The sequence below is a fragment of the Ruegeria sp. BHSC223 genome (assembly GCF_059613025.1).
On sequence record NZ_JBXWRR010000002.1, the window covers coordinates 614,319 to 636,152 of the forward strand.

General features: G+C 64.1%; 26 protein-coding genes and 1 riboswitch. Of the genes, 12 read left to right on the top strand and 14 right to left on the bottom strand.

Annotated elements, in window-relative coordinates; translation table 11 throughout:
• The first annotated feature begins 113 nt into the window (after positions 1–113).
• Both dapF and mtaB read left to right on the top strand, forming a co-directional pair.
• The gene (dapF, locus tag AC2FNY_RS07065; protein ID WP_234177831.1) at positions 114–953 is read left to right on the top strand and encodes a diaminopimelate epimerase; all 840 of its coding nucleotides are present in this window, start codon (positions 114–116) and stop codon (positions 951–953) included.
• A complete protein-coding gene (mtaB, locus tag AC2FNY_RS07070; RefSeq protein ID WP_496802038.1) occupies positions 950–2,206 on the top strand; it encodes a tRNA (N(6)-L-threonylcarbamoyladenosine(37)-C(2))-methylthiotransferase MtaB in 1,257 nt (418 codons plus the stop codon). Before dapF ends, mtaB begins: the two co-directional genes overlap by 4 nt.
• Positions 2,207–2,285: 79 nt before the next feature.
• On the opposite strand, the gene AC2FNY_RS07075 is transcribed toward mtaB, so the two are convergent.
• The 8 genes from AC2FNY_RS07075 to AC2FNY_RS07110 form a co-directional block, all read right to left on the bottom strand.
• The gene (locus AC2FNY_RS07075) at positions 2,286–2,807 is read right to left on the bottom strand and encodes a helix-turn-helix transcriptional regulator (RefSeq protein WP_234144572.1); all 522 of its coding nucleotides are present in this window, start codon (positions 2,805–2,807) and stop codon (positions 2,286–2,288) included.
• A complete protein-coding gene (locus AC2FNY_RS07080) occupies positions 2,804–3,370 on the bottom strand; it encodes a cytochrome b/b6 domain-containing protein (protein ID WP_234139905.1) in 567 nt (188 codons plus the stop codon). Before AC2FNY_RS07080 ends, AC2FNY_RS07075 begins: the two co-directional genes overlap by 4 nt.
• Before the next feature lie 6 nt (positions 3,371–3,376).
• On the bottom strand, positions 3,377–3,631 hold the full coding sequence (locus AC2FNY_RS07085; protein ID WP_234139906.1) for a PepSY domain-containing protein: 255 nt from the start codon (positions 3,629–3,631) through the stop codon (positions 3,377–3,379).
• Between the two features lie 221 nt (positions 3,632–3,852).
• A complete protein-coding gene (locus AC2FNY_RS07090; RefSeq protein WP_496802039.1) occupies positions 3,853–4,644 on the bottom strand; it encodes a cytochrome c1 in 792 nt (263 codons plus the stop codon).
• A gap of 18 nt (positions 4,645–4,662) precedes the next feature.
• Positions 4,663–5,991, bottom strand: a complete 1,329-nt coding sequence (gene petB, locus AC2FNY_RS07095) for a cytochrome b (protein ID WP_496802040.1) — start codon at positions 5,989–5,991, stop codon at positions 4,663–4,665.
• Positions 5,992–6,003: 12 nt separating this feature from the next.
• Positions 6,004–6,564, bottom strand: a complete 561-nt coding sequence (gene petA, locus AC2FNY_RS07100) for a ubiquinol-cytochrome c reductase iron-sulfur subunit (RefSeq protein ID WP_234139908.1) — start codon at positions 6,562–6,564, stop codon at positions 6,004–6,006.
• A 200-nt stretch (positions 6,565–6,764) separates the two neighbouring features.
• Positions 6,765–7,376, bottom strand: a complete 612-nt coding sequence (locus AC2FNY_RS07105; RefSeq protein WP_234217116.1) for a glutathione S-transferase — start codon at positions 7,374–7,376, stop codon at positions 6,765–6,767.
• 78 nt (positions 7,377–7,454) lie between these two features.
• A complete protein-coding gene (locus tag AC2FNY_RS07110) occupies positions 7,455–8,069 on the bottom strand; it encodes an FMN-binding negative transcriptional regulator (protein WP_234139910.1) in 615 nt (204 codons plus the stop codon).
• Positions 8,070–8,130: 61 nt separating this feature from the next.
• Positions 8,131–8,331: riboswitch (FMN riboswitch) on the top strand.
• Between the two features lie 76 nt (positions 8,332–8,407).
• Here AC2FNY_RS07110 and AC2FNY_RS07115 point away from each other — a divergent pair.
• The 4 genes from AC2FNY_RS07115 to AC2FNY_RS07130 all read left to right on the top strand — a co-directional run bounded on the left by AC2FNY_RS07115 (position 8,408) and on the right by AC2FNY_RS07130 (position 11,685).
• On the top strand, positions 8,408–8,848 hold the full coding sequence (locus tag AC2FNY_RS07115) for a 6,7-dimethyl-8-ribityllumazine synthase (RefSeq protein WP_496802041.1): 441 nt from the start codon (positions 8,408–8,410) through the stop codon (positions 8,846–8,848).
• A gap of 152 nt (positions 8,849–9,000) precedes the next feature.
• Positions 9,001–10,101, top strand: coding sequence for a chorismate synthase (aroC, locus tag AC2FNY_RS07120; protein WP_496802042.1), 1,101 nt, complete (start codon positions 9,001–9,003; stop codon positions 10,099–10,101).
• Entirely contained in the window at positions 10,085–10,747 is a 663-nt protein-coding gene (locus AC2FNY_RS07125; protein WP_496802043.1) for an HD domain-containing protein, read from the top strand. Before aroC ends, AC2FNY_RS07125 begins: the two co-directional genes overlap by 17 nt.
• On the top strand, positions 10,744–11,685 hold the full coding sequence (locus AC2FNY_RS07130; RefSeq protein WP_496802044.1) for an AEC family transporter: 942 nt from the start codon (positions 10,744–10,746) through the stop codon (positions 11,683–11,685). The genes AC2FNY_RS07125 and AC2FNY_RS07130 overlap by 4 nt, the downstream gene beginning before the upstream one ends.
• Here the strand turns inward: AC2FNY_RS07130 and AC2FNY_RS07135 are convergent, their stop codons facing one another.
• Positions 11,686–13,017: a CoA transferase gene (locus tag AC2FNY_RS07135; protein ID WP_496802045.1), complete on the bottom strand. Its 1,332-nt coding sequence runs from the start codon at positions 13,015–13,017 to the stop codon at positions 11,686–11,688.
• 101 nt (positions 13,018–13,118) lie between these two features.
• Here AC2FNY_RS07135 and AC2FNY_RS07140 point away from each other — a divergent pair, with 101 nt between their 5' ends.
• The 3 genes from AC2FNY_RS07140 to AC2FNY_RS07150 are packed head-to-tail and all read left to right on the top strand — an operon-like array spanning position 13,119 to position 15,582.
• Positions 13,119–14,054 (top strand): DMT family transporter, encoded by a 936-nt coding sequence (locus AC2FNY_RS07140; RefSeq protein WP_234177839.1) that lies wholly within the window; start codon positions 13,119–13,121, stop codon positions 14,052–14,054.
• Positions 14,055–14,110: 56 nt separating this feature from the next.
• Positions 14,111–14,710: a cob(I)yrinic acid a,c-diamide adenosyltransferase gene (gene cobO, locus AC2FNY_RS07145; protein ID WP_234170763.1), complete on the top strand. Its 600-nt coding sequence runs from the start codon at positions 14,111–14,113 to the stop codon at positions 14,708–14,710.
• Between the two features lie 5 nt (positions 14,711–14,715).
• Entirely contained in the window at positions 14,716–15,582 is an 867-nt protein-coding gene (locus AC2FNY_RS07150) for a DMT family transporter (RefSeq protein ID WP_234165411.1), read from the top strand.
• Between the two features lie 82 nt (positions 15,583–15,664).
• Here the strand turns inward: AC2FNY_RS07150 and AC2FNY_RS07155 are convergent, their stop codons facing one another.
• From AC2FNY_RS07155 to AC2FNY_RS07165, 3 genes are all read right to left on the bottom strand, one after another.
• Complete coding sequence (locus tag AC2FNY_RS07155; protein ID WP_496802046.1) at positions 15,665–17,233, bottom strand: alkaline phosphatase D family protein; 1,569 nt, start codon at positions 17,231–17,233, stop codon at positions 15,665–15,667.
• 142 nt (positions 17,234–17,375) lie between these two features.
• Positions 17,376–17,741: a hypothetical protein gene (locus AC2FNY_RS07160; protein ID WP_234139920.1), complete on the bottom strand. Its 366-nt coding sequence runs from the start codon at positions 17,739–17,741 to the stop codon at positions 17,376–17,378.
• Between the two features lie 112 nt (positions 17,742–17,853).
• The gene (locus AC2FNY_RS07165; RefSeq protein ID WP_496802047.1) at positions 17,854–18,834 is read right to left on the bottom strand and encodes an AraC family transcriptional regulator; all 981 of its coding nucleotides are present in this window, start codon (positions 18,832–18,834) and stop codon (positions 17,854–17,856) included.
• A 136-nt stretch (positions 18,835–18,970) separates the two neighbouring features.
• Here AC2FNY_RS07165 and AC2FNY_RS07170 point away from each other — a divergent pair, with 136 nt between their 5' ends.
• Both AC2FNY_RS07170 and AC2FNY_RS07175 read left to right on the top strand, forming a co-directional pair.
• A complete protein-coding gene (locus tag AC2FNY_RS07170; RefSeq protein ID WP_234144586.1) occupies positions 18,971–19,495 on the top strand; it encodes a DUF4142 domain-containing protein in 525 nt (174 codons plus the stop codon).
• A 38-nt stretch (positions 19,496–19,533) separates the two neighbouring features.
• On the top strand, positions 19,534–19,815 hold the full coding sequence (locus AC2FNY_RS07175; protein WP_496802048.1) for a cupredoxin domain-containing protein: 282 nt from the start codon (positions 19,534–19,536) through the stop codon (positions 19,813–19,815).
• Between the two features lie 12 nt (positions 19,816–19,827).
• Here the strand turns inward: AC2FNY_RS07175 and AC2FNY_RS07180 are convergent, their stop codons facing one another.
• Positions 19,828–20,265: a MarR family winged helix-turn-helix transcriptional regulator gene (locus AC2FNY_RS07180; RefSeq protein WP_496802049.1), complete on the bottom strand. Its 438-nt coding sequence runs from the start codon at positions 20,263–20,265 to the stop codon at positions 19,828–19,830.
• A gap of 111 nt (positions 20,266–20,376) precedes the next feature.
• On the opposite strand from AC2FNY_RS07180, the gene AC2FNY_RS07185 reads away from it, so the two are divergent.
• On the top strand, positions 20,377–20,805 hold the full coding sequence (locus AC2FNY_RS07185) for an organic hydroperoxide resistance protein (protein WP_496802050.1): 429 nt from the start codon (positions 20,377–20,379) through the stop codon (positions 20,803–20,805).
• Between the two features lie 54 nt (positions 20,806–20,859).
• Here AC2FNY_RS07185 and AC2FNY_RS07190 read toward each other — a convergent pair whose 3' ends face one another.
• A complete protein-coding gene (locus AC2FNY_RS07190; RefSeq protein WP_234139926.1) occupies positions 20,860–21,726 on the bottom strand; it encodes a branched-chain amino acid aminotransferase in 867 nt (288 codons plus the stop codon).
• Positions 21,727–21,834: the final 108 nt, after the last annotated feature.

A 21,834-nucleotide genomic window follows, 5' to 3' on the forward strand; every position in this document is an offset into this window, starting at 1 on the left:
GCGTGTCCGGCGACCCGATAGGCGGCCTAATTAGGCAGGTGGCAGAGGGGGGTCAACCCCCTTTTTTGCCTAATCCGCGCAGCAGGCTGGAATAAGTTCCCTGGCAGCGTTATATGCCCGCCATGGCACAGCAGACCACCGGTATGACCTTCATGAAGATGCACGGGCTGGGCAACGATTTCGTCGTTGTCGATGCGCGGGCGCATCCGGTCGACGTGACAGCTGCATTGGCTCGGGGTATCGCGCATCGCCATTTCGGCGTGGGATTCGACCAGTTGGCGCTGATCGAACAGGGCAAGGGCGACGCCCATCTCGTATTTCTGAACGCCGACGGTTCAACCTCAGCCGCCTGCGGCAATGCCACCCGCTGTATCGCACGGCATCTGATGGACGAGACCGGCAAGACCGAGCTGCATCTGACCACAGATCGCGGCGACCTTTATGCGCGCGACGCGGGCAACGGGCTGACCTCGGTCAATATGGGGGCGCCGCAACTTTTGTGGCACGAGATCCCGCTGGCCGAAGAGATGGATACGCTGGAACTGCCCATCGAGGGCGGACCGACCGCTACCGGCATGGGCAATCCGCACTGTACGTTCTTCGTCGCCGATGCCGAAGCGATCCCCTTGGCCGAGTTCGGCGCGCGCTACGAGCATCACCCGCTCTACCCGCAGCGCACCAATGTGCAGGTCGCACAGGTAATCGGCCCCGACCATATCCGCATGCGGGTCTGGGAACGCGGCGTCGGCATCACCCTGGCCTCCGGTTCCTCCTCCTGTGCCACCGCCGTGGCCGCCGCGCGCCGGGGCCTCACGGGCCGCAAGGTGCAGATCGACCTCGACGGCGGCACGCTCTGGATCGACTGGCGCGACGATGGTGTCTGGATGACCGGTCCCACCATGCATGTGTTCAGCGCCACGCTAACGCCCGAATTCCTGGCCAGCCTGGGATGAGCGCGCCCAAGTTCACCACGCTCGGCTGCCGTCTCAACGCCTATGAGACGGAAGCGATGAAGGAACTGTCGGCGCAGGCAGGGCTCGACAATGCCGTCATCGTCAACACCTGCGCCGTCACGGCCGAGGCCGTGCGCAAGGCGCGTCAGGAGATCCGCCGCCTGCGCCGCGAGAACCCCACCGCGCGGCTGATCGTCACCGGCTGCGCCGCCCAGACCGAACCCGAGACCTTCACCGCCATGGCCGAGGTCGACGCGGTGATCGGCAATACTGAAAAGATGCGGCCCGAGACCTGGAAGAGCATGGCCGCCGATTTCATCGGCGAGACCGAGTCGGTGCAGGTCGACGACATCATGAGCGTGACCGAAACCGCCGGTCACCTGATCGACGGGTTCGGCACCCGGAGCCGCGCCTATGTCCAGGTGCAGAACGGCTGCGATCACCGCTGCACCTTCTGCATCATCCCCTATGGCCGCGGCAACTCGCGCAGCGTTCCGGCGGGCGTGGTGGTGGACCAGATCAAGCGACTGGTAGATCGTGGCTATAACGAGGTGGTGCTGACCGGGGTCGACCTCACCTCCTGGGGCGCCGACCTGCCCGCAGAGCCCAAACTGGGCGACCTGGTGATGCGTATCCTGCGGCTGGTGCCCGACCTGCCACGCCTCAGGATCAGCTCCATCGACTCGATCGAGGTGGACGAGAACCTGATGCATGCCATCGCCACCGAACCGCGCCTGATGCCACATCTGCATCTCAGCCTGCAACATGGCGACGACCTGATCCTGAAACGGATGAAACGCCGCCATCTGCGCGATGACGCCATCCGCTTTGCCGAAGAGGCCCGCCGCCTGCGCCCCGAGATGACCTTCGGCGCCGATATCATCGCCGGATTCCCGACCGAGACCGAGGCGCATTTCGAAAACTCGCTGAAATTGGTCGATGACTGCCACCTGACCTGGTTGCACGTCTTCCCCTATTCCCGGCGCGAGGGCACGCCCGCCGCCAAAATCCCCAGCCAGGTTAACGGCAAGACCATCAAGGACCGCGCCGCCCGCTTGCGCGCCGCAGGCGACAGGCGCGTGGCGCAGCACTTGGCCCAACAGGTCGGGCGCAGCCACCGCATCCTGATGGAAAGCCCGCAGATGGGCCGCACCGAGCAATTCACCGAAGTGCATTTCGACACGCCCCAGCCCGAAGGCCAGATCGTCACAACCACGATAACCGGCACTTCTGGCAACGTGCTGACCGCCTGACGGCGCCCTCGGGCTTCTTTCTGGTCGGCAATACTCCGGGGTGAATTGCCCGAAGGGCAAGAGGGGCAGCGCCCCTCTCTTATTCCGGATCAACCAGCAGCTCTTCCATGAAGAGGCTCAGGAACTGGGTTCGCCCATCGACTCCCGCTTTGGCATAGATCGCAGCCGATTGCGCGCGGACCGTGCCCGCCGCTCGGCCCCGAACCGTAGCGATGCTGTCATTATCCAGCCCCTTGAGGATCATGAGTGCCACATCGCGCTCGGCGGGTGTCAGCCCCCAATCGGCAAAGAAACCCTCGATCACCTCGGCCATCTCACCGCGTGCCGCACGCAGGCCCGTGGTGACCCGCTCCATCCGCAAGAGCAATTGGCGCAGCTCGTATATCAGCACACCCAGCCCGGTGCACAGAACCAGCGCCACACCGCCTTCCAGCCACAGATGCGTGGGGCCGTCGTTGTCCCCCGCCCTCAGGTCGGCAAGAACGTCGCCAATGAAGAACAGGGCACAGAGAGCCTGCAATACGATCATCCAGGCGAGGATTGCAGCCCGGCGCTCATCCGCGTCGCCGGGCCGCATCAGGGGGCGCAGCCAAGTGGTCATCTATCCGAGCGGACCACGGGTATGCGCTTGCGTCCTGTCACCATGGCGCGCGCCAGCGGTACCCCGGTGCGCCATTGATCGAACAGCACACCGCCCACATGAAGGACGACCGAGAGCATCAGCCAGCCAAAGGCCGCCTCGTGCAATTCCTCGACCCAGTCGACGCCAAAGAACGTGACAGTGCCCATCATGATGCCGGTGGCGCTCAGCGCCAGCAATGTCAGCCACAGGTTATAGACCATCAGCGCCCCCAGGGGATTATGCGACAGGTGAACCCTGCGCTCTCCCCGCAGCATCGCCCATAGGTGCCCCAGAGCGGCAGCCGGGTTCGGCGGAAAGGCGGTGAAGCGCGCCGGTTTCGGCCCAACGATACACCACAAGAGCCGCAGCACAACCAGCGCCAGTACGGCATAGCCGACCTGCTCGTGCAACGCGCCATCGGGATCGGTCAACGCGCTGTTGATCAGCACGCCCAGCGCCACCCCCCAATGCGTCAGCCGCACCAATGGGTCCCAGACGCGGATCTCGCGGGCGCCTTCGCGCCCGCCCGGTGTCCCGGCCATCCAGCCTTACTCCATCTCGATCTTGCTGATCTTGCCGGTCTTGGGATCGACATAGATTTCGGCCATCTTGCCGTCCTTGACCACATAGGCCTCGATCTTGCCGTCCTCATCCTCGATCTTGCGGACGTCATAGCCCAGATCTTTCAGGCTGGTACGGATCTCGTCCGACGAGGTGCCCAGTTGTGTGTCGGTGGTCAGGTCAAGAGCCAACACCGGACTGGCGGCCAGGGCGAGCGCGGCGATCAGGGCAAAGGATTTCATGGAACATCTCCTGAGATTGCGACAGGCGGACCATCCGCCGTCTGTCCCGAAACTGGCCATGCTCCTGTACAATCGCCATCGAACAAGGGCTTATTCTGCTGGAATAAGCGCCTGCTGATACGTTTGAACGCTCGCCGTGATGGCAATCACCTCCCAAAAAGCCAAAAGAAACCCCCCGCACCGGGGTGCGGGGGCTCTCGAAACCAAAGTGCAAAAGCGTCTTAGTGCTTCTTGCCCTTATGCGGCGCCCACAGGCGCTTGTTGGTCAGGTACAGCATGCTGGCCAGGATGGTCAAAAAGATCACGCCGACCAGACCGGCCTGCTTGCGGGCCATCATCTTGGGCTCAGCCGCCCACATCAGGAAGGCCGACACATCAGCCGCCATGTGGTGCAGGTCGTTGGCATGACCATCGGCAAATTCCACCTGCTCATCGCTCAGCGGCGGCGCCATCGAGATCCAGCCACCCGGAAAGGCGGTGTTCTCATACAGGATCGAACCCGCTTCTTCCTTCTCATGGCCGGTGTAACCGGTCAGCAGCGAGGCGATGTATTCCGCGCCGCCGATGCCCTTGAACAGCTGGTTGATGCCCAGACCGTAGGGGCCGTGGAAGCCCGCGCGCGCCTTGGCCATCATGCTGAGGTCCGGGGCGCCAGCGGCGGTGTTGGCCGGGAAATGATCGGTCGGGATCGCCGGGCGATCGTCTTCCAGTTCCGGGTCATAGACGGTGAAGGTTTCCGAGGCATAGGCGCGGACCTGATCGTCGGTCCAGCCGATACCACCGTCGTCGCCCAGCGTGCGCAGCGGCACATATTTCAGGCCGTGGCAGGCCGAGCAGACCTCGGTGTAGATCTGCAGGCCGCGTTGCAGCTGATGCTGGTCATAGGTGCCAAAGGGGCCTTCGAACGAGAACTGGAAATCCTCGATATGCTGCTCGCCGCCACCTGCCGCAAAGGATGCGACAGGAGCAAGCGCCAGGGCAAAAGCGGCACCGATTGCAAGTTTCTTGAACATGAGTTCCGGTCCCTCTTCTTACTCGGCCGGAGTGGCGTCAGACGCCGTGCCGTAGTGCGCGTTGAAGTCTTCCTCGATCGTGGCCGGCTGCGGCAGCGGCTTCTCGATCACGCCCAGGATGGGCAGGATCACGAAGAAGTAGCCGAACCAATAGGCCGAAGCGATCAGCGAGAAGGATGCATAGGGCTCTTCCGCCGGCATCGCGCCCAGCCACATCAGGGCAAAGAAGTCGATGATCAGCAGGTAGAACCACCATTTGAACATCGGACGGTACTTGCCCGAACGGACCGACGAGGTGTCGAGCCAGGGCGCCAGCGCCATGGCCAGGATCGCGCCGAACATCGCCAGCACGCCAAAGAACTTGGCGTCGACAATGCCACCGGTCACAAAGCTGGCGATCTGCACCACCCAAACTTCCGAAGTGAAGGCGCGCAGGATGGCGTAGAACGGCAGGAAGTACCATTCAGGCACGATATGCGCGGGCGTCACCAGCGCGTTGGCCTCGATATAGTTGTCGGGGTGACCCAGATAGTTCGGCATGAAGCCGACAATCGCCCAGAAGATCACCAGCACGATGGCCAGGCCCACCAGGTCCTTGATCACGAAATAGGGCCAGAACGGCAGCGTGTCCTTCTCGGCCTCGGCTTTCGACCCGCGGCGAACTTCAACACCCGTGGGGTTGTTGTTGCCGGTGGTGTGGAAGGCCCAGATATGCACGATGACCAGCGCCGCGATGACGAAGGGCAGCAGATAGTGCAGCGAGAAGAAGCGGTTCAGCGTGGCATTGTCCACGGCAGGCCCGCCCAAAAGCCAGGTCTGGATCGCCTCGCCCACAAAGGGGATGGCGCCGAACAGGCCGGTGATCACGGTTGCACCCCAGAACGACATCTGTCCCCACGGCAACACATAGCCCATGAAGGCGGTGCCCATCATGCAGAGATAGATCAGCATGCCGACGATCCAGGTGATCTCGCGCGGGGCCTTGTACGAGCCGTAGAACAGGCCGCGGAAGATGTGGATATAGACGGCGACAAAGAACAGCGAGGCGCCGTTTGCATGCAGATACCGCAGCATATAGCCGCCGTTCACGTTGCGCATGATGTGCTCGACGCTGGCAAATGCCATGTCGACATGCGGGGTGTAATGCATCACCAGCACGATGCCGGTGACGATTTGCAGCGCCAGGCAGAAGGCCAGGACGATGCCCCAGATCCACCACCAGTTCAGGTTCTTGGGGGTGGGGATCATGATGGTGTCATAGATCAGGCCGACGATGGGCAAGCGGCTGTTCAGCCACTTCTCGGCGCCCGTCTTCGGTTCGTAATGGTCGTGCGGAATACCGGCCATGAGCGCGCTTCCTTATCCCAGCTTGATGGTGTTTTCGTCGACGAACTCTGCAACCGGAATGTGCAGGTTCTCGGGCGCGGGGCCTTTGCGGATCCGGCCGGAGGTATCGTAGTGCGAGCCGTGGCAGGGGCAGAACCAGCCGTGGAAATCGCCGGCACCGTCGCCCAGCGGCACACAGCCCAGGTGGGTACACACACCCATCATCACCAGCCATTCGCCGTTTTCGTCCAGCGAACGGTTTTCGTCCTTGGCATCGGCACCCGGCTTGTTGGGGTTCTCGGCGCTCTGGTCGATCAGATCGCCCAGTTCGACGGCACGCGCCTCGCTGATTTCTTCCTCGGTGCGGCGGCGGATGAACACCGGCTTGCCCAGGAACTTGACGCTGATCTGGGTGCCGACCTCGACACCGCTGATGTCAACGCGAATCGACGACAGCGCCTGAACATCCGCCGACGGGTTCATCTGGTTGACCAGCGGCCAGACAGCGGCCCCGGTGGTTACGACACCTGCGCCAGCCGTGGCGTAGTAGAGGAAATCTCTGCGGGTGCCTTCGTGATCTTCTGCGTGGGACACGAGGTTTTCTCCGATTCCAGCGCCCGGGTCCGGGCAAACATGCATGTGCACCGCAATAAAATGCGGTGACTCAACGCGGGTATCTATCCGGGAGAAATCGGTTCGTCCAGCGGTCATAGGCGCGCAGGACGCCGCAGTTTGCCTTTCATGTCGCGGCAGAGCCACACAATTTCAAGCTCGACCCGGATATTTTACCCCCCTCAGGCCGCAGGCGGGCGCGTCTCGACCATCGAGGCGCGCGATTCGAAATCGGCGAACCACGCGGCCAACGCCGGGTTGCCGTTGCGCCAACCGCGCACGTCATGCCGGAAGTCGACATAGGCCAGCGCACAGGCCACCGCGATCTGGCCCATGTCCACCGGCCCGGCCAGATGCGCCATCCAGCGGCTCTCCAGCGCGGCGCAGGCGCGGGCGATCTTGTTCCACTGTCCTTCGACCCACGCGTCCCAGCGCCTGTCCTCGGGCCGCAGCCGCCCCTCATAGGTCATCAACAGCGCCGCGTCGGTGATACCGTCGCCCAGTGCCTCCAGCGTCATCGTGTTCCAGCGCCCGTCGCCCTCGGGATACAGCCCACCCTTGTAGCGCGCATCCAGATAGGCGGTGATCACCCGGCTGTCGAACAGGGTCGGCCCCTCGGGCCGTTCCAGCGCCGGCACCTTGGTCAGCGGGTTCTTGGCCAAGAGCGCCTCGGCCGGGACCAGCGGCGTGCCGCTGGCGGTCACCAGCTCGACATCGCCCAGCTTGCCGGTTTCATGCAGCAGCACCATGACCTTGCGCACATAGGGCGAGGTCGGGCTGTAATAGAGCTTCATCACGATGGTCTCCCTTTTTGCCTGTCAGCGCGGACCAATCCGCGTCAATCTCTAGTCGTATGCCGCGCAGCACCGGGATCAAGCCCCCCGCATCAGAGCCGCCAATGCGTCCAGCTCCGCACCGATACCTGCGGTCGCGATGCCTTCGGCCGCGCCATACCGTGCCAGCTCGGGCTTGTTCTGACCAAGCTTCCACGTACCCTGCACATCTGACACGCGCATCCGGCAGGGAACGATCATCCGCAACATCCGCTCAAGCGCACCGGGTGTCATCTTGGCGCTGGTCCAGGCAGGCTTGGGCAAAAGCCGAGCCTCGAAATAGGCCGAAAGACGGTCCAGCAAGCCCGGCAACTCTTCCTGCGGACACAACTCCAGCTCTCCGGTCAGATGCACGGCAACATAGTTCCAGGTCGGCACCTGATCCGCGACACCATACCAGTCGGGCGAAACATAGCTGTCCGGCCCGCTGACCGCCAACCGCACCGCCACCGGCTCGGACAAGAGCCGCACGATCGGGTTCGACCGCACCAGATGCAGTTCCGCCACGTCCCCGTCGGGGTTCAGCAAAAACGGCACATGACTGATCAGCGGCGCCCCCTCGGCGGCCACCGCCAACACGCCAAACCCGCGCGCCCGGGCAAACTCCAGATTGCGCGCGGTGCTTTCGCCACGAAACGCCGGGTTGGGATGCATTGCGTTTCTCCTCTCTTGTCGATTCCGTCTTGCAGCGCCCACCGCGTCTTGGCAAGTTCTCCCTCGTTCTCAGGGCGGGGCGGAATTCCCCACCGGCGGTATGCGGGCCAGACCCGAGAGCCCGCGAGCGGCTCTTCCCGCGTCCACGATCCGAAAAACGGGAACCGGTTTTCGGACAAATCGTGGAGCCAGCAGAAGAGTGTCAGCAGATCTGGTGAGAGGCCAGAGCCGACGGTCACAGTCCGGATGAAAGAGAACGCACGGCCAGGCCACGCAACCGCGTGCGCCCGACCGTTCGTGATCGCCTTGGGTGACGTGTCTAACCAATGGAGATCATGATGACACACACCCGCTATGCCTTCATCAAGGCCAACTGGCATGCCGATATCGTCGACCGCGCGCTCGACGGTTTCCTCGACCTCATCCCGGCGGAACAGGTCGACATCTACGACGTGCCCGGCGCGTTCGAGATGCCGCTCCTCGCTCGCGACCTTGCACAGACCGGCCGCTACGCCGCCGTGGCCTGTGCCGCCTTTGTCGTCGATGGCGGCATCTACCGGCACGATTTCGTGGCCCAGGCGGTGGTCGACGGGCTGATGCGCGCGGGGCTTGACAGTGGCGTTCCGGTCCTGTCGGTCTCGCTGACCCCGCATCAATACCAGGAAACCGAACACCACAACGCCATTTACCGCGCCCATTTCGTGGACAAGGGACGCGAGGCCGCCCGCGCCGCGCTCCAGATCACCGCGACCCGCTCGAAACTGGCGCAAGCGGCCTGATCCTTCATTTCGCCTCAAATACTCCGGGGGAGCCTACAAAATTCGTCGAATTTTGTAGGTGGGGGCGGCGCCCCCTCCCCGGTCTCCACACAGCAAAGCTCTTGAGACCCGGGGCGCGCGCCGCTAAGCACATCGCGCAAAGGAGCCCGCCCATGTCAATGAACAGTTTTGGCCATCTCTTCCGCGTCACCACTTGGGGTGAAAGCCACGGTCCCGCGCTTGGCGCCACCGTCGATGGCTGCCCGCCCGGCGTGCCGATCGACGAGGCGATGATTCAACACTGGCTCGACCGCCGCAAACCCGGCCAGAACAAATACACCACCCAGCGCCGCGAAGCCGACGAGGTCAAGATCCTCTCGGGCGTGTTCGAGGGCCAGACCACCGGCACCCCGGTACAGCTGATGATCGAGAATACCGACCAGCGGTCCAAGGACTACGGGGATATCAAGGACAAGTTCCGCCCCGGCCATGCCGACATCACCTATTTCCAGAAATACGGCATCCGCGACTATCGCGGCGGCGGCCGCAGCTCGGCCCGTGAAACCGCCGCCCGGGTGGCCGCCGGTGGCCTCGCGCGCGAGGCCATCCGCGCCCTGGCCCCCAATGTCCAGATCACCGGTTACATGGTGCAGATGGGCCCGCACCGCATCGAGCGCGCCCGCATCGACTGGGCGCAGATCGAACAGAACCCGTTCTGGGTGCCCGATGCGCAGGCCGCCGCTGACTGGGCCGATTATCTCGACGGGCTGCGCAAGTCCGGCAGCTCGGTTGGCGCGGTGATCGAGGTCGTGGCGCGCGGTGTGCCCGCGGGTCTCGGCGCGCCGGTCTATGGCAAGCTCGACACCGATCTGGCCGCCGCGATGATGTCGATCAACGCCGTCAAGGGCGTCGAGATCGGCGAGGGCATGGGTGCCGCCGAACTGACCGGCGAGGCCAATGCCGACGAGATATTCATGGGCCAGAACGGCCCGCAATACAGCTCGAACCACGCGGGCGGCATTCTGGGCGGCATCTCGACCGGGCAGGATATCGTGGTGCGTTTTGCCGTCAAACCCACCTCGTCGATCCTGACCACCCGCAAGACCATCACCAAATCCGGCGAAGAGACCGAGATCATCACCAAGGGCCGCCACGACCCCTGCGTCGGCATCCGCGCCGTGCCGGTGGGCGAGGCGATGATGGCCTGCGTGATCCTCGATCACCTGCTGCTGCACCGGGGCCAGATCGGGGCCAATCGTGGCCATATCGGCTGACCTGCATCAGGCGCTGCGCGGCATCGTCGCCCAGCGCATGGCGACCGATCCGGCGCATGATCTCGCCCATCTGGACCGGGTCTGGGTCAATGTGCAGGCCATCGCCGGACCCGGCACAGACCGGGACGTGCTGCTGGCGGCCAGCTACCTGCACGATCTGGTCAACCTGCCCAAGAACGCCCCCGACCGGCACACCGCCTCGCGCCGCTCGGCCGAGGAGGCCGCGCCGATCCTGCGCGACCTTGGCTTTGACGACACTCTGATCGCGGCGACCGGCCACGCCATCGCCGCGCACAGTTTCTCTGCCGGGATCCCGCCCGAGAGCGAAGAGGCGCGCATCCTGCGCGATGCCGACCGGCTCGATGCGCTGGGTGCCATCGGTATCGCGCGCAACTTCTCGGTCTCCGGCTCGCTGGGCCGGGCGCTTTATGATCCCGCCGATCCCTTCTGCGAACACCGCGCGCCCGACGATGCGCTCTATTCGCTGGACCACTGGCGGGTGAAGCTGCTGACCTTGCCGCAGGGCATGCTGACCGACAAGGGCCGCACCCTGGCCCAGGCCCGTATCGCGCTGATGCTGCGCTTCCTCGACGATTTCGCGGCCGAGATCGGAACGCCGCTGCCTGCCGAATGGACACACGGATGAGCCAGATCCTGACCATCACCTTTCCGATCTACGCAGCACTTGCCATCGGGTTTCTGGTGGTCCGACAGGGTTGGTTCAGCACCGCAGACATGCGGGTGCTGGGCCGCTACGTGATGGACATCGCCCTGCCTGCGCTCCTCTTCAACGCGGTGGCCAGCCGCGACGTGGCCGAGGTGTTTCACCCCGGCTATATGCTAGCCTTTGCCGCCGCCGGGCTTGGCACGGTCGCGCTCAGCTATCTGTGGTTCACCCTGTCGGGCACCGAGGCCAACCGCCGTGCGGTGGCAGTGATGGGCAGTTCCTGTCCCAATTCCGGCTTTGTCGGCTATCCGGTGATGCTGCTCACCTTTCCCGATCTGGCGGGCGTGATCCTGGCGCTCAACATGTTGGTCGAGAACGTGCTGATCATCCCCGCCTGCCTGATCCTGATGGATATGGCACGCGGGCGCGGTCAGGGCGGCATCGGCCAGCGGGTCGCGGGCATCCTTTGGGGCGTGCTGAAGCGCCCGATGGTGATCGGCCTGCTGCTGGGCCTCGCGGTCAGCCTCGCCGGCGTGCCGGTGCCGCAAACCGTGACAAGGCTGATGCAGATGCTGGCCGCCTCCGCCTCGGCGCTGGCGCTGGTGGTGATCGGCGGTTCGCTTGCTGGTCTCAGTTGGAAAGGCAGCCGCTGGCATGCGGTGCAGATCTCGGCGCTGAAACTTCTGCTGCACCCGGCGCTGGCCCTGCTGGCGGTGATGCTGGTCGCCGCTATCGGTCTGCCGATGGACGCCGACATGCGCACCGCGCTGATCCTGTCGGCGGCGATGCCGATGTTCGGCATCTACGCCGTTCTGGCTCAGGAACTGGGACACGAGGGCATGGCCTCGATCGCGCTGCTCACGGCAACAACGTTGGCCTTCTTCACTCTCTCGGGGCTTCTCTACTGGCTGACCTGATCAGCGCCACGCCGCAGGCGACGATCCCAGATCACAAGCCGCACTGCCCCAGCGCATCGGCGCCCCCTCGACACTCAGCGCCGGTTTCAACCGCCGCGCCGGTCCCCAAGGTGTCTGTTCATCCCAATCCGACAGGTCATCGGGGGTGGAGCCGGTAATCGCCGGACCCTCCTCACCCTTCTCCAAGCCACAAAGCAGCTCCGCCGTGCGCGCCAGCGACAACCGGGCCGAGGACACGCCCTCTCCCCGCGCCGCCCGCGCCAGCGCCGACAGGACCGAAGCCGCCATCAGGTACCCCGTCGCATGGTCCAGTGCCTGCACCGGGAGCGGATGCGGTTTATCGACCCCGGCCCAGCCCATGCCTGCCTCGGCAATGCCACAACTCATCTGCACCAGCGAATCGAACCCGCGCCGTCCGGCCCATGGTCCGGTCCAGCCATAGGCGCACAGGCTCACCTCGATCAGGTTCGGCGCCCGCTCCAAACGCCGCTCGGGGGAAACCATCGCATCCAGCGCGCCGGGCCGATAGCCATGCACCAGCACATCCGCCTCCGCCAGCAGCGCCTCGAACCGGGCCCGGTCGGCGGCTTGCTTCAGGTCCAGATGGGCACAGGTCTTGCCCAGCGTCACATCCGGCACCACCCCCGGTTCCGACCAGCTTGGCGGGTCGATGCGCAGCACCTCGGCCCCGTATCCGGCCAGCGTCCGCGTCGCCATCGGCCCCGCCAGCACCCGTGTCAAATCAAGCACCCTCAGCCCCGCCAGCGGCCGCGCCCGTGTACCGCCAAAATCGCGCAAGGCACCCTCGCGCGTGGCCCAATGCACCAGCGGCTCCGCCGCCACCGCCGCCCCCTGCGGATGCGCCAGCCAGGCTTCGCGGCTGCGCATCGCCGCCGCCGCGCCGCCCGCGCCCACGACCGCCGCCTCCAGCGCGTCGATCTGCCAGCCACGCAGCGCCTCGGCCACCTCCGACCGTTCCGCCGCACAGCCCAGCACTGACAAAGCCGCATCCCGGTGATGCGGCGCATTGGTATGCAGCCTGATCCAGCCATCCGCCGCCGCATAATCCCCCGCAATCGGATCCCAGGCGCCGGGCATCTGCCAGCCCTGCGGATGGATCGACCAGGAATACCATAGCGAGGCCAACCGGCGGTCAACCGTCACCGCCGGACGCGGCCCAAGACCCGTGGCCTCGATCACCTCGCCCAGCGCCGCGCCCACCGCGCCAAAGCAGCGGGTTGCCAGATCGGTCACCGCGAACCGGGACGGCCACGCGCCCACGCCCTGAACATCAAACGCTTGCGGCCCGAATGCGGCGGATAGCTGATCCATACCCTGTGCTCCCACTTACTTTCTGCACCTGCACAATGACTGTTACCGATAGCAGAAATCAAGCGATTGATCTTTCCCAACCAAAGGCGCAGGGTCGGGCCATGGCAAACCCCTTAACATCGCATCGACCGGTCCTGGCCATCACGCTGAAACTCAGCGCGCTGGTCTTGTTCACCGTGATGTCGGCGATGATCAAGGCGCTGTCGGCCGATTTCCCGCCGGGCGAGATGGTGTTCTTCCGCTCGCTCTTTGCCATCCCCGTCATCCTTGTCTACCTGATCGCGCGCGGCCAGTTGCGGCAGGGTCTGATCGTCAAGAAACCCATGGGCCATTTCTGGCGCGGCCTCCTGGGCACCAGCGCCATGGGGCTGACCTTTACCGGCCTCGGCCTGCTTCCCCTGCCCGAGGTGACGGCCATCGGCTATGCCACCCCGATCTTTACCCTGATCCTGGCGGCAATGATGCTGGGAGAGACCATCCGGCTGGTGCGCATCGGCGCGGTCGCTTTGGGCCTTTTGGGCGTGATCGTCATGCTCTGGCCGCGTCTGGGCACCGGCGCCTCGCTCGATCAGGCGGCCACCATCGGCGCGCTCTGCGTGCTGGGCGCGACCGTTGCGCGCGCCTTTGTGCAGATCCATATCCGGCAACTGGTGCAGGTCGATCACGCCGCCGCCATTGTGTTTTACTTCTCGCTCACCGCGACGCTCCTGTCGGCGCTGACGGCGTTTTTCGGCTGGACCATGCCGACCCCGGAACAGGCCGCGATCCTGATCCTGACCGGGTTGATCGGTGGGGTGGCGCAGATCCTCGTCACCTCCTCCTACCGCTTTGGCCAGGCCTCGATGCTGGCGCCCTATGACTATGCCTCGATGCTGTTCGCCATCATCATCGGCTATGTCTGGTTCGACGAATTGCCGACCCTGGTGATGCTGGCCGGCGCCCTGCTGGTGATCGCGGGCAACGTGGTGGTGATCTGGCGCGAGCGGCAGCTGGGCCTCGACAATGTGAAGACGCGCCCGCTCAATCCCAAGGCGTGACCTTTACCTTTCCGCGCCACGCCCTAGGGTAGCGCGCAACCGGGAAAGGAACACAGATGACCGACGCGCAGGACCACAAGGAAAAGATGAAGGCCGTGCAGGCCGAGCACCGCAAGAAAGTCTCCGAGGCGGTCGACCCCGGGCGCGGGCTGGTGCTGATCAACACCGGCAAGGGCAAGGGCAAATCCTCGGCCGCCTTTGGCGTGGTGATCCGGGCGCTGGGTTGGGGGCAAAAGGTCGCCGTAGTCCAGTTCATCAAGGGCAAGTGGAAGACCGGCGAGCGGCGTTTCTTCGAGGAACACAACCTGGTGACCTGGCACACGATGGGCGAGGGCTTCACCTGGGACACCCAGGATCGCGAACGCGACATCGCCGCCGCCACCGCCGCCTTTGGCAAGGCGCGGGAGCTGATGGAAAGCGCTGAGTATGACCTCGTGGTGCTGGACGAGATCAACATCGCGCTGCGCTATGAATACCTGTCGGTCGAGGCGGTGCTGGAGGGGCTCAAGGCCCGCTCGGACCGAACGAGCGTGTTCCTGACGGGGCGCGACGCGCCACAGGCGCTGCGCGACTATGCCGATCTGGTGACCGAGATGACGGTCGAGAAACACCCGTTCGAAGCAGGGATCAAGGCGCAGCGCGGCGTGGATTTCTGACGCCCATGGGCCGGCAGGCCGAGAACCTCAGCGGCAGCCTCTATATGGTGGCCGCCATGGGCGCCTTTGCGCTCGAGGATATGTTCGTCAAATCCGCCACCGCGGTCCTGCCTGTTGGGCAGGTGCTGATTCTCTTCGGGCTTGGCGGCATGGGCATCTTTGCCCTGCTGGCCCGCTCGCGGGGCGAGGCCGCCTTTGTCCGGCCCGACCGGACGCTCGCGATCCGCTCGGGCTTTGAGGTGATGGGGCGCATCTGCTATACGCTGGCGCTGGCGCTGACCCCACTCACCAGCACATCCGCCATACTTCAGGCGACACCGCTGGTGGTGGCGATGGGGGCGGCGCTGTTTCTGGGCGAAACGGTGGGCTGGCGGCGCTGGGTCGCGATCCTGATCGGGCTGGCCGGCGTGCTGCTGATCCTGCGCCCCGGGATGCAGGGTTTTGTCCCCGCCTCGATCTTTGCCGTCCTCGGCATGATCGGCTTTGCCGGGCGCGACCTGGCCACCCGCGCCGCGCGGCCCCGGCTGAGCAACGCGCAACTGGGCGTCTACGGCTTTGGCGCGCTGATGGTCTCGGGCGTGCTGGCGCTTGGCTGGACCGGCGGCGCCACCCTGCCGGATTGGGGCACGGCGCGGCACCTGGGTGCCGCGATCCTGTTCGGTGTACTGGCATACGAATGCCTGACCCGCGCAATGCGGCGCGGCGAGATCTCGGTCATCGCCCCGTTCCGCTATGCGCGGCTGGTCTTTGCCATGATCCTCGGGATTGTTGTGTTTGGCGAAACGCCAGACGCCGCCACCTGGGTGGGTAGCGCCATCATCGTCGCGGGCGGCATCTACACCATCCTGCGCGAAGGCCGCGCCCGACGCTGACTGGCCCCATCGGGGCCAGCCGCAGAATTTCACAGAAATTCTGTCACCAGAAAATTTTCAATTTTCTGGCCCGTGGCAAACGTCAGAGCGCCGACAGAACCGGGTCGAGCGTGACCGACCACAGCTCGGTATTGCCGCGATCCATCAGGCGGACCTTCATCTGCTGGCTGGCGGCGTCGATGTCCACGAGGCCGAAGAACTGGAGCCCCATGCTGGGCGGCAGGTTCGCGCCCTGCTCCGGTGTCGGCGCCTTGACGAACTTCACCTCGGGGCCAAAGGTCCGGTCCAGATCGTTGGGGCCGAAGGTTCCGGCATGCAGCGGGCCCGAGACAAATTCCCAGAACGGATCGAAATCCTGGAATTGCGCCCGGTCCGGGCTGTAGTGATGCGCGGCGGTGTAATGCACATCCGCCGTGAACCAGACCGTGTTGCGCACGCCCGCGCTCTTGATAAAGCGCAGGAGATCGGCAATTTCCAACTCGCGCCCCTTGGCGGGGCCGTGATCACCGTTCGAGATCGCCTCGGCGCCTGCCTTTTCCTTCCAGTTGTCCCACACGATCAGACCCAGCGGCATGTCCGAGGCGATCACCTTCCATGTCGCGGTCGAGGCCGCCAGTTCCCGCTTGATCCAGGCCAGCTGCTCGGCGCCCAGGATACGGCTCTGATCGGTGATTTCCTCCTCCATCGAGGCGCCGTTCGGGCCGCGATAGCTGCGCAGGTCGAGGAAAAACACATCCAGCATCGGCCCGTAAGAGATCTTGCGATAGACCCGGCCCGGCTCGGCGGGCGTGATCCTGAGCGGCGTCATCTCGTGAAACGCCCGCGCGGCGCGGCTTTGCAGCACATGCACCGACTTCTCGGTATAGCGGTCGTCGGCGCTCAGGTCCTTGGCATCCGACCAGTTGTTGACCACCTCGTGGTCGTCCCATTGGAAGAATGTCGGGCAAAGCGCGTTCATCGCCTGCACATGTTCGTCCATCAGATTGTATTTCCACTGACCCCGGAACTCGGCCAGCGTTTCGGCCACCTTGCGCTTTTCCTCGATCAAGGTGGTGTTCTTCCAGATCACCGCGCCGTCCTTTTCGACCTCGTCCTTCATCGGGCCATCGGCATAGATCGTATCGCCGGAATGGATGAAGAAATCTGGCCGATGTTGAGCCATGGTGGCATAGGTGCGCATACCCTCGTCGTCGATACCCCAACCCTGGCCGGCGGTATCGCCCGACCACGCAAACCGGATATCCCGCCGCGCGGTCGGTGCTGTACGGAAGCGGCCGACGATGGGCTCGGACACGGCGCGGATATCGTCCAAGTCGGCGGCGACAAAGCGATAGAACACCTCCTGATCGGCGGGCAGGCCCTCGACCAGCCGCTTGACGGCAAGATCGCTCTCGGGTGTGGCGAACATCGGCGACAGGCGGCGCGCCTCGGCAAAGCTCTCGGTGCTCGACACTTCCATCATCACTTTTGCCGGACGGTCGGTGCGGGTCCAGATCATACCCGATGCGGTATCGACGTCACCGGATTGCACCCCATGGGTAAAGACCGGGCGCGAGGCGGCGCGGCTGATCGATGGCATGGCCAGCGTCGCGGTAAAGGCGGTGCCGCCTGCCAGAAAGGCCCGGCGCGAGGGGCGAAGAAGTCGTGTCATGCGAATGCTCTCCTGTCTGGCGGCCGGAGTCTCCGGTCCGCGCGATTGGTAGGCGCATGAGAGCCGCGGGTTTGTAAAACCCACGGCTCGGATTCTTGAACTTCTCACGATGTTATTGTGACGGATCGCTGCCGTCACCGGCTTACATCGCCGGTTTCGCCTCGGGCGTGCTCAAAGAGATCACGGTGACAACCGCCGCGCCGTTGACCCAGTAGAACAGCGCATCCAGCCCCGTGAACCCGAACAAGCTGGGCGCCAGCAGGAACACGATGCCCACGGTCAGGTCAACGGCCAGATGGAACTTGTAGGGCAGGACGCGCCAGACCCCCAGATGGTGATCGGTCAGCAGGGTCAGGACAAAGGCCGCGAAACCGGTGATCACCGACAGCCACAGCGCCATCGGGTTGTCGGCGCCCAGGCCCAAGATCACGGGCAGGCCCATCAGGGCCAGCGCCACGGGATAGTCGAGATAGGCATGCACGGTGCGGGTAACAAAACGAATAGACATGATTGGGGTCCTTATCAGGTTGGTTGAACCGCCCTACGGCGGCATACCCCTGATATGGAGCCAGAAGATCGAACGCTGAATGATCCAAAGTTCGAGAATCAAGTCAGATCGTTCAGGATGCAGCCAATGTCTGTCTCTTCGCGCTATCGAACTGTTGCCGATAGGCCGCTGGGGACACCCCGAGCTGCTTGCGGAACACCCGGCTGAACGCCGCTTCCGAGGCGTAGCCGGCCAATTCAGCGGCATCGGCCACGCTCAACCGGCTGTCAACCAGACCCTGACAGGCGATCTGCATCCGCCACGAGGTCAGGTATTGCATCGGGGTCATCTCCATCTTGGCAGCGAAATGCTGCGCGAAACCGGTGCGTGACTGCCCCGCAATCCGAGCCAGCATTTCGACAGTCCAGTCCTTGGCCGGATCCCGGTGAAAGGCGCTGAGCGCGCGCGACAGGTTGGGATCAGCAAACCCCGCCAGCGCGGAATCGTCCGGGCTCACGGTTTCCAGATGCGCCCGGATCGCCTGAGCAAACAGCGCCTCGGTCATCTTGAGCGCGATCAGATCGCTGCCCATCCTGTCGCGCCCGGCCTCGGCCGCGATCACGCGCAAAGTTGCCTCCAGCCACGCGCCGCGCTCCTCGCCATAATCCCGGATAAGGATATAGGGCGGTAGCCGCTCCAACAGGGTATGTCCCGGGCAGGACCGGCCATGCATGCCGTAGGTCAGATGCCCGCAGATCAGCTGCGTGTCCTGATCGTCCTCGTCGCCGCCATAGACCAGCACCCCCTCACCGCGATAGCCCGACCGGCTCAGCACCGTATCCAGCGGCAGCGCGGAATCGGGGCGCGAATGCTGGCACAACAGCATGTGTTCGGCACCGTGCGGGATCAGCACCAGATCACCTTGGGTCAGTCGCAGCGTCTCGTTTGCCGCCGGCACATGCACCATGCATTCGCCGCGATAGGCGAAGTGAAACCGGGCCACGTTCTGATACGAGGGCACGTGCACGCCGAAGGGCGGCGTGAACGAGGTGCGGAAATACAGCGTCCCCTTCAGGGACAGACGGGTGAGGATATCGCTGAGTAGGTCCAACATACCGCCAACATACCCATTTTTTTCATTTCGTCCAGATAGCTGAACGATCTGCAATGTTCTTTGTCTTCACGCGCATTCAACATACCGGGAAACCAATTATCTGAGGGATTACCGAAACCTTTTAAGGAGACAAGACATGAAGACTATTACCCTCGCCGCCGCCCTTGCCCTCGGATTTGCCGCCCAAACCGTCCAGGCAGCTGACAAGATGAACGACCTGGAAATCGCACATACCGCCTATACCGCCGGTCAGATCGACATCCGCTATGCGCATCTGGCGCTGGCCGTGTCAGAGAATGCCGAGGTCCGCGCCTTTGCCGAAACCATGATCCGTGACCACACTGCGGTAAACGTGGCTGCCGGCGATCTGATCACCAAGCTGAACGTCACGCCCCAGGACAACGACCTGAGCCGCACGCTGGTCAAGGGTGCTGCCGACAAGCGCGCCGAACTGATGTCGCTGAGCGGCAAGGCCTTTGACTGCGCCTATGCCCAGAACGAACTCGGTTACCATCAGGTGGTCAACCAGACGGTCGAAGGCGTCTTCATCCCGACCGCGACCGTCGAACCGCTCAAGGATCTGCTGTCCGAAGCGCTCGTCACCTTCAAGGTGCACGAAGGCCATGCCGAGCAGATGGTGAACGGCCTGCAATGCGGCTGACCCGCAGGCAGGTCTGCTTCGGTGCGGGGGGGGCGATCGTGGGTTCCGCGTTCCCCGCATCGGGCTCTAGCCCGGTGGTGGTCGATATCCGCGCCTTTGCCTTTGAGCCGGCCGAGGTCACCATCCGGGCCGGGGAAACCGTGCGCTGGATCAACCACGATTTTGCCCCGCATACCGCCACCGATGACGAGGCAAACTGGGATACCGAAGAACTGGAAAAGGGCGGGCAGGCCACGATCCGCTTCGATACCCCAGGCACCTATCCCTATTTCTGTGCCTACCACCCGCATATGAGGGGATCGGTGGTCGTAACCACCTGATGCGCGGGGCCGCTATCCGGCCTCGCGCAACCGTTCGGTCAACCGGTGCAGCCGGTCGCGCAGCTCGGCCAGTTCGGCCAGATCCGCATCCGCCGCCGCCAGGATGCAGTTCGAGATCTCTGCCGCCTCACCCTCCAGCGCCTGGCCCTTGTCGGTCAGGGTCACGATCACGCTGCGCTCATCCTGCGGGTTGCGCGCACGTCTGATCAGCCCCGCCGCCTCCATCCGCTTCAAAAGCGGCGTCAGCGTGTTTGATTCAAGCTGCAATACCGTACCCAGATCGCCCACCTTGCGGCCGTCCTGCTGCCACAGCGCCACCAGCACCAGGTATTGCGGATAGGTCAGATCGAACCGCGCCAGCAGCGGGCGGTACAGCCGCCCCATCGCGTGATTGGCGGAATAGAGCGAAAAGCACAGCAATTCATCAAGAGTGAGGGCACGATCCAGCATGCCCACGATATAGATCGCGCGCGATTATTTCGCAATGGCTTGCATTTCGCGTACGACACTCCTATTTAAATCGCACACGATTTAATCGCATTCGATAAAATGGAGCCCAACATGACCGTTTCCCCCGTCTATACCGCACACGCCCGCGCCACCGGTGGCCGCAATGGCCAGGCGCAGGTCGCCGAATCCGGCCTTGACCTGGTGCTCGCGACCCCGCCCGCGATGGGCGGCAACGGCAAGGGCCATAACCCCGAACAGCTGTTCGCCGCCGGTTATGCCGCCTGCTATATCGGGGCGATGCAATTCGCCACGACCCAAGACAAGACGCTGGCCAAGGTGCCCGCCGATGTCTCGGTCGACGCCGAGGTCGGCATCGGCCCCCGCGCCGAGGGCGGGTTTGGCCTGGCCGTGGCGCTCAAGGTCTCGATGCCGGGCGTCGACAAGGCCGAGGCGCAGCGCATCGCCGATGCAGGTCACGCCATCTGCCCCTATTCCAACGCCACGCGTGGCAACATCGTCGTCACGACCGAAATCGTCTGAACGAAAAAGGGCGCCGGGTGACCGGCGCCCTCTCTCTAAAAAAGGAGTCAGAACCTAGGCCCGAACCAGCGCCTCGTACTCCGCTGCGATATCGCGGGTCATCTGGCCCACTTCGAACGTATAAGGCCCGATCTGGCCCACCGGGGTGACCTCGGCGGCGGTGCCGGTCAGCCAGCACTGTTCGAACCCTTCCATCTCCTCCGGCTTGATGCGGCGCTCGTGCACGGTGATGCCCTTGTCCTTGAGCATCCCGATCACCGTCTGCCGGGTGATCCCGTTCAGGAAGCAGTCGGCCAGCGGCGTATGCACCTCGCCATCCTTGACAAAGAACACGTTGGCGCCGGTCGCCTCGGCCACATAGCCGCGCCAGTCCATGAACAGCGCATCCGAACAGCCCTTGGCCTCGGCCTTGTGCTTGGAGATGGTGCAGATCATGTAAAGACCTGCCGCTTTGGCATGCACCGGGATCGTTTCTGGGCTGGGACGCTTCCACTCGGCGATGTCCAGTTTGGCGCCCTGCATCTTGGCGTCGCCGTAATAGGCGCCCCAGGGCCAGACCGCGATCGCCATCCGCACCGGGTTGCGGGCCGAGGCCACGCCCATATCCTCGCCCGACCCGCGCCAGACCAGCGCGCGCACATAGGCATCGGTCAGACCGCTGGCCTTCAGCGTCTCTTCCTTGGCGGCCTCGATCTGATCGACCGAATAGGGCATCGGCATGTCCAGCGCCTGCGCACTGGCGACGAGCCGCTCGGAATGTTCCCGGCTCTTGAAGATCTTGCCGTTATAGGCGCGCTCGCCCTCGAACACGGACGAGGCATAGTGCATGGCATGGGTCAGGATATGGACCTTGGCATCGCGCCAATCGACCAGTTCTCCATCCATCCAGATCACGCCATCGCGATCATCATAACCCGCCATTGTGTTCCCTCCAAACCAGGTCGTATTTTCAATTATTGCGCCAGCAAGTTCCGCACCGGACACTATATTGCGCAAAAACTGCGACTCACTACCTGTTCAGTATTGGAA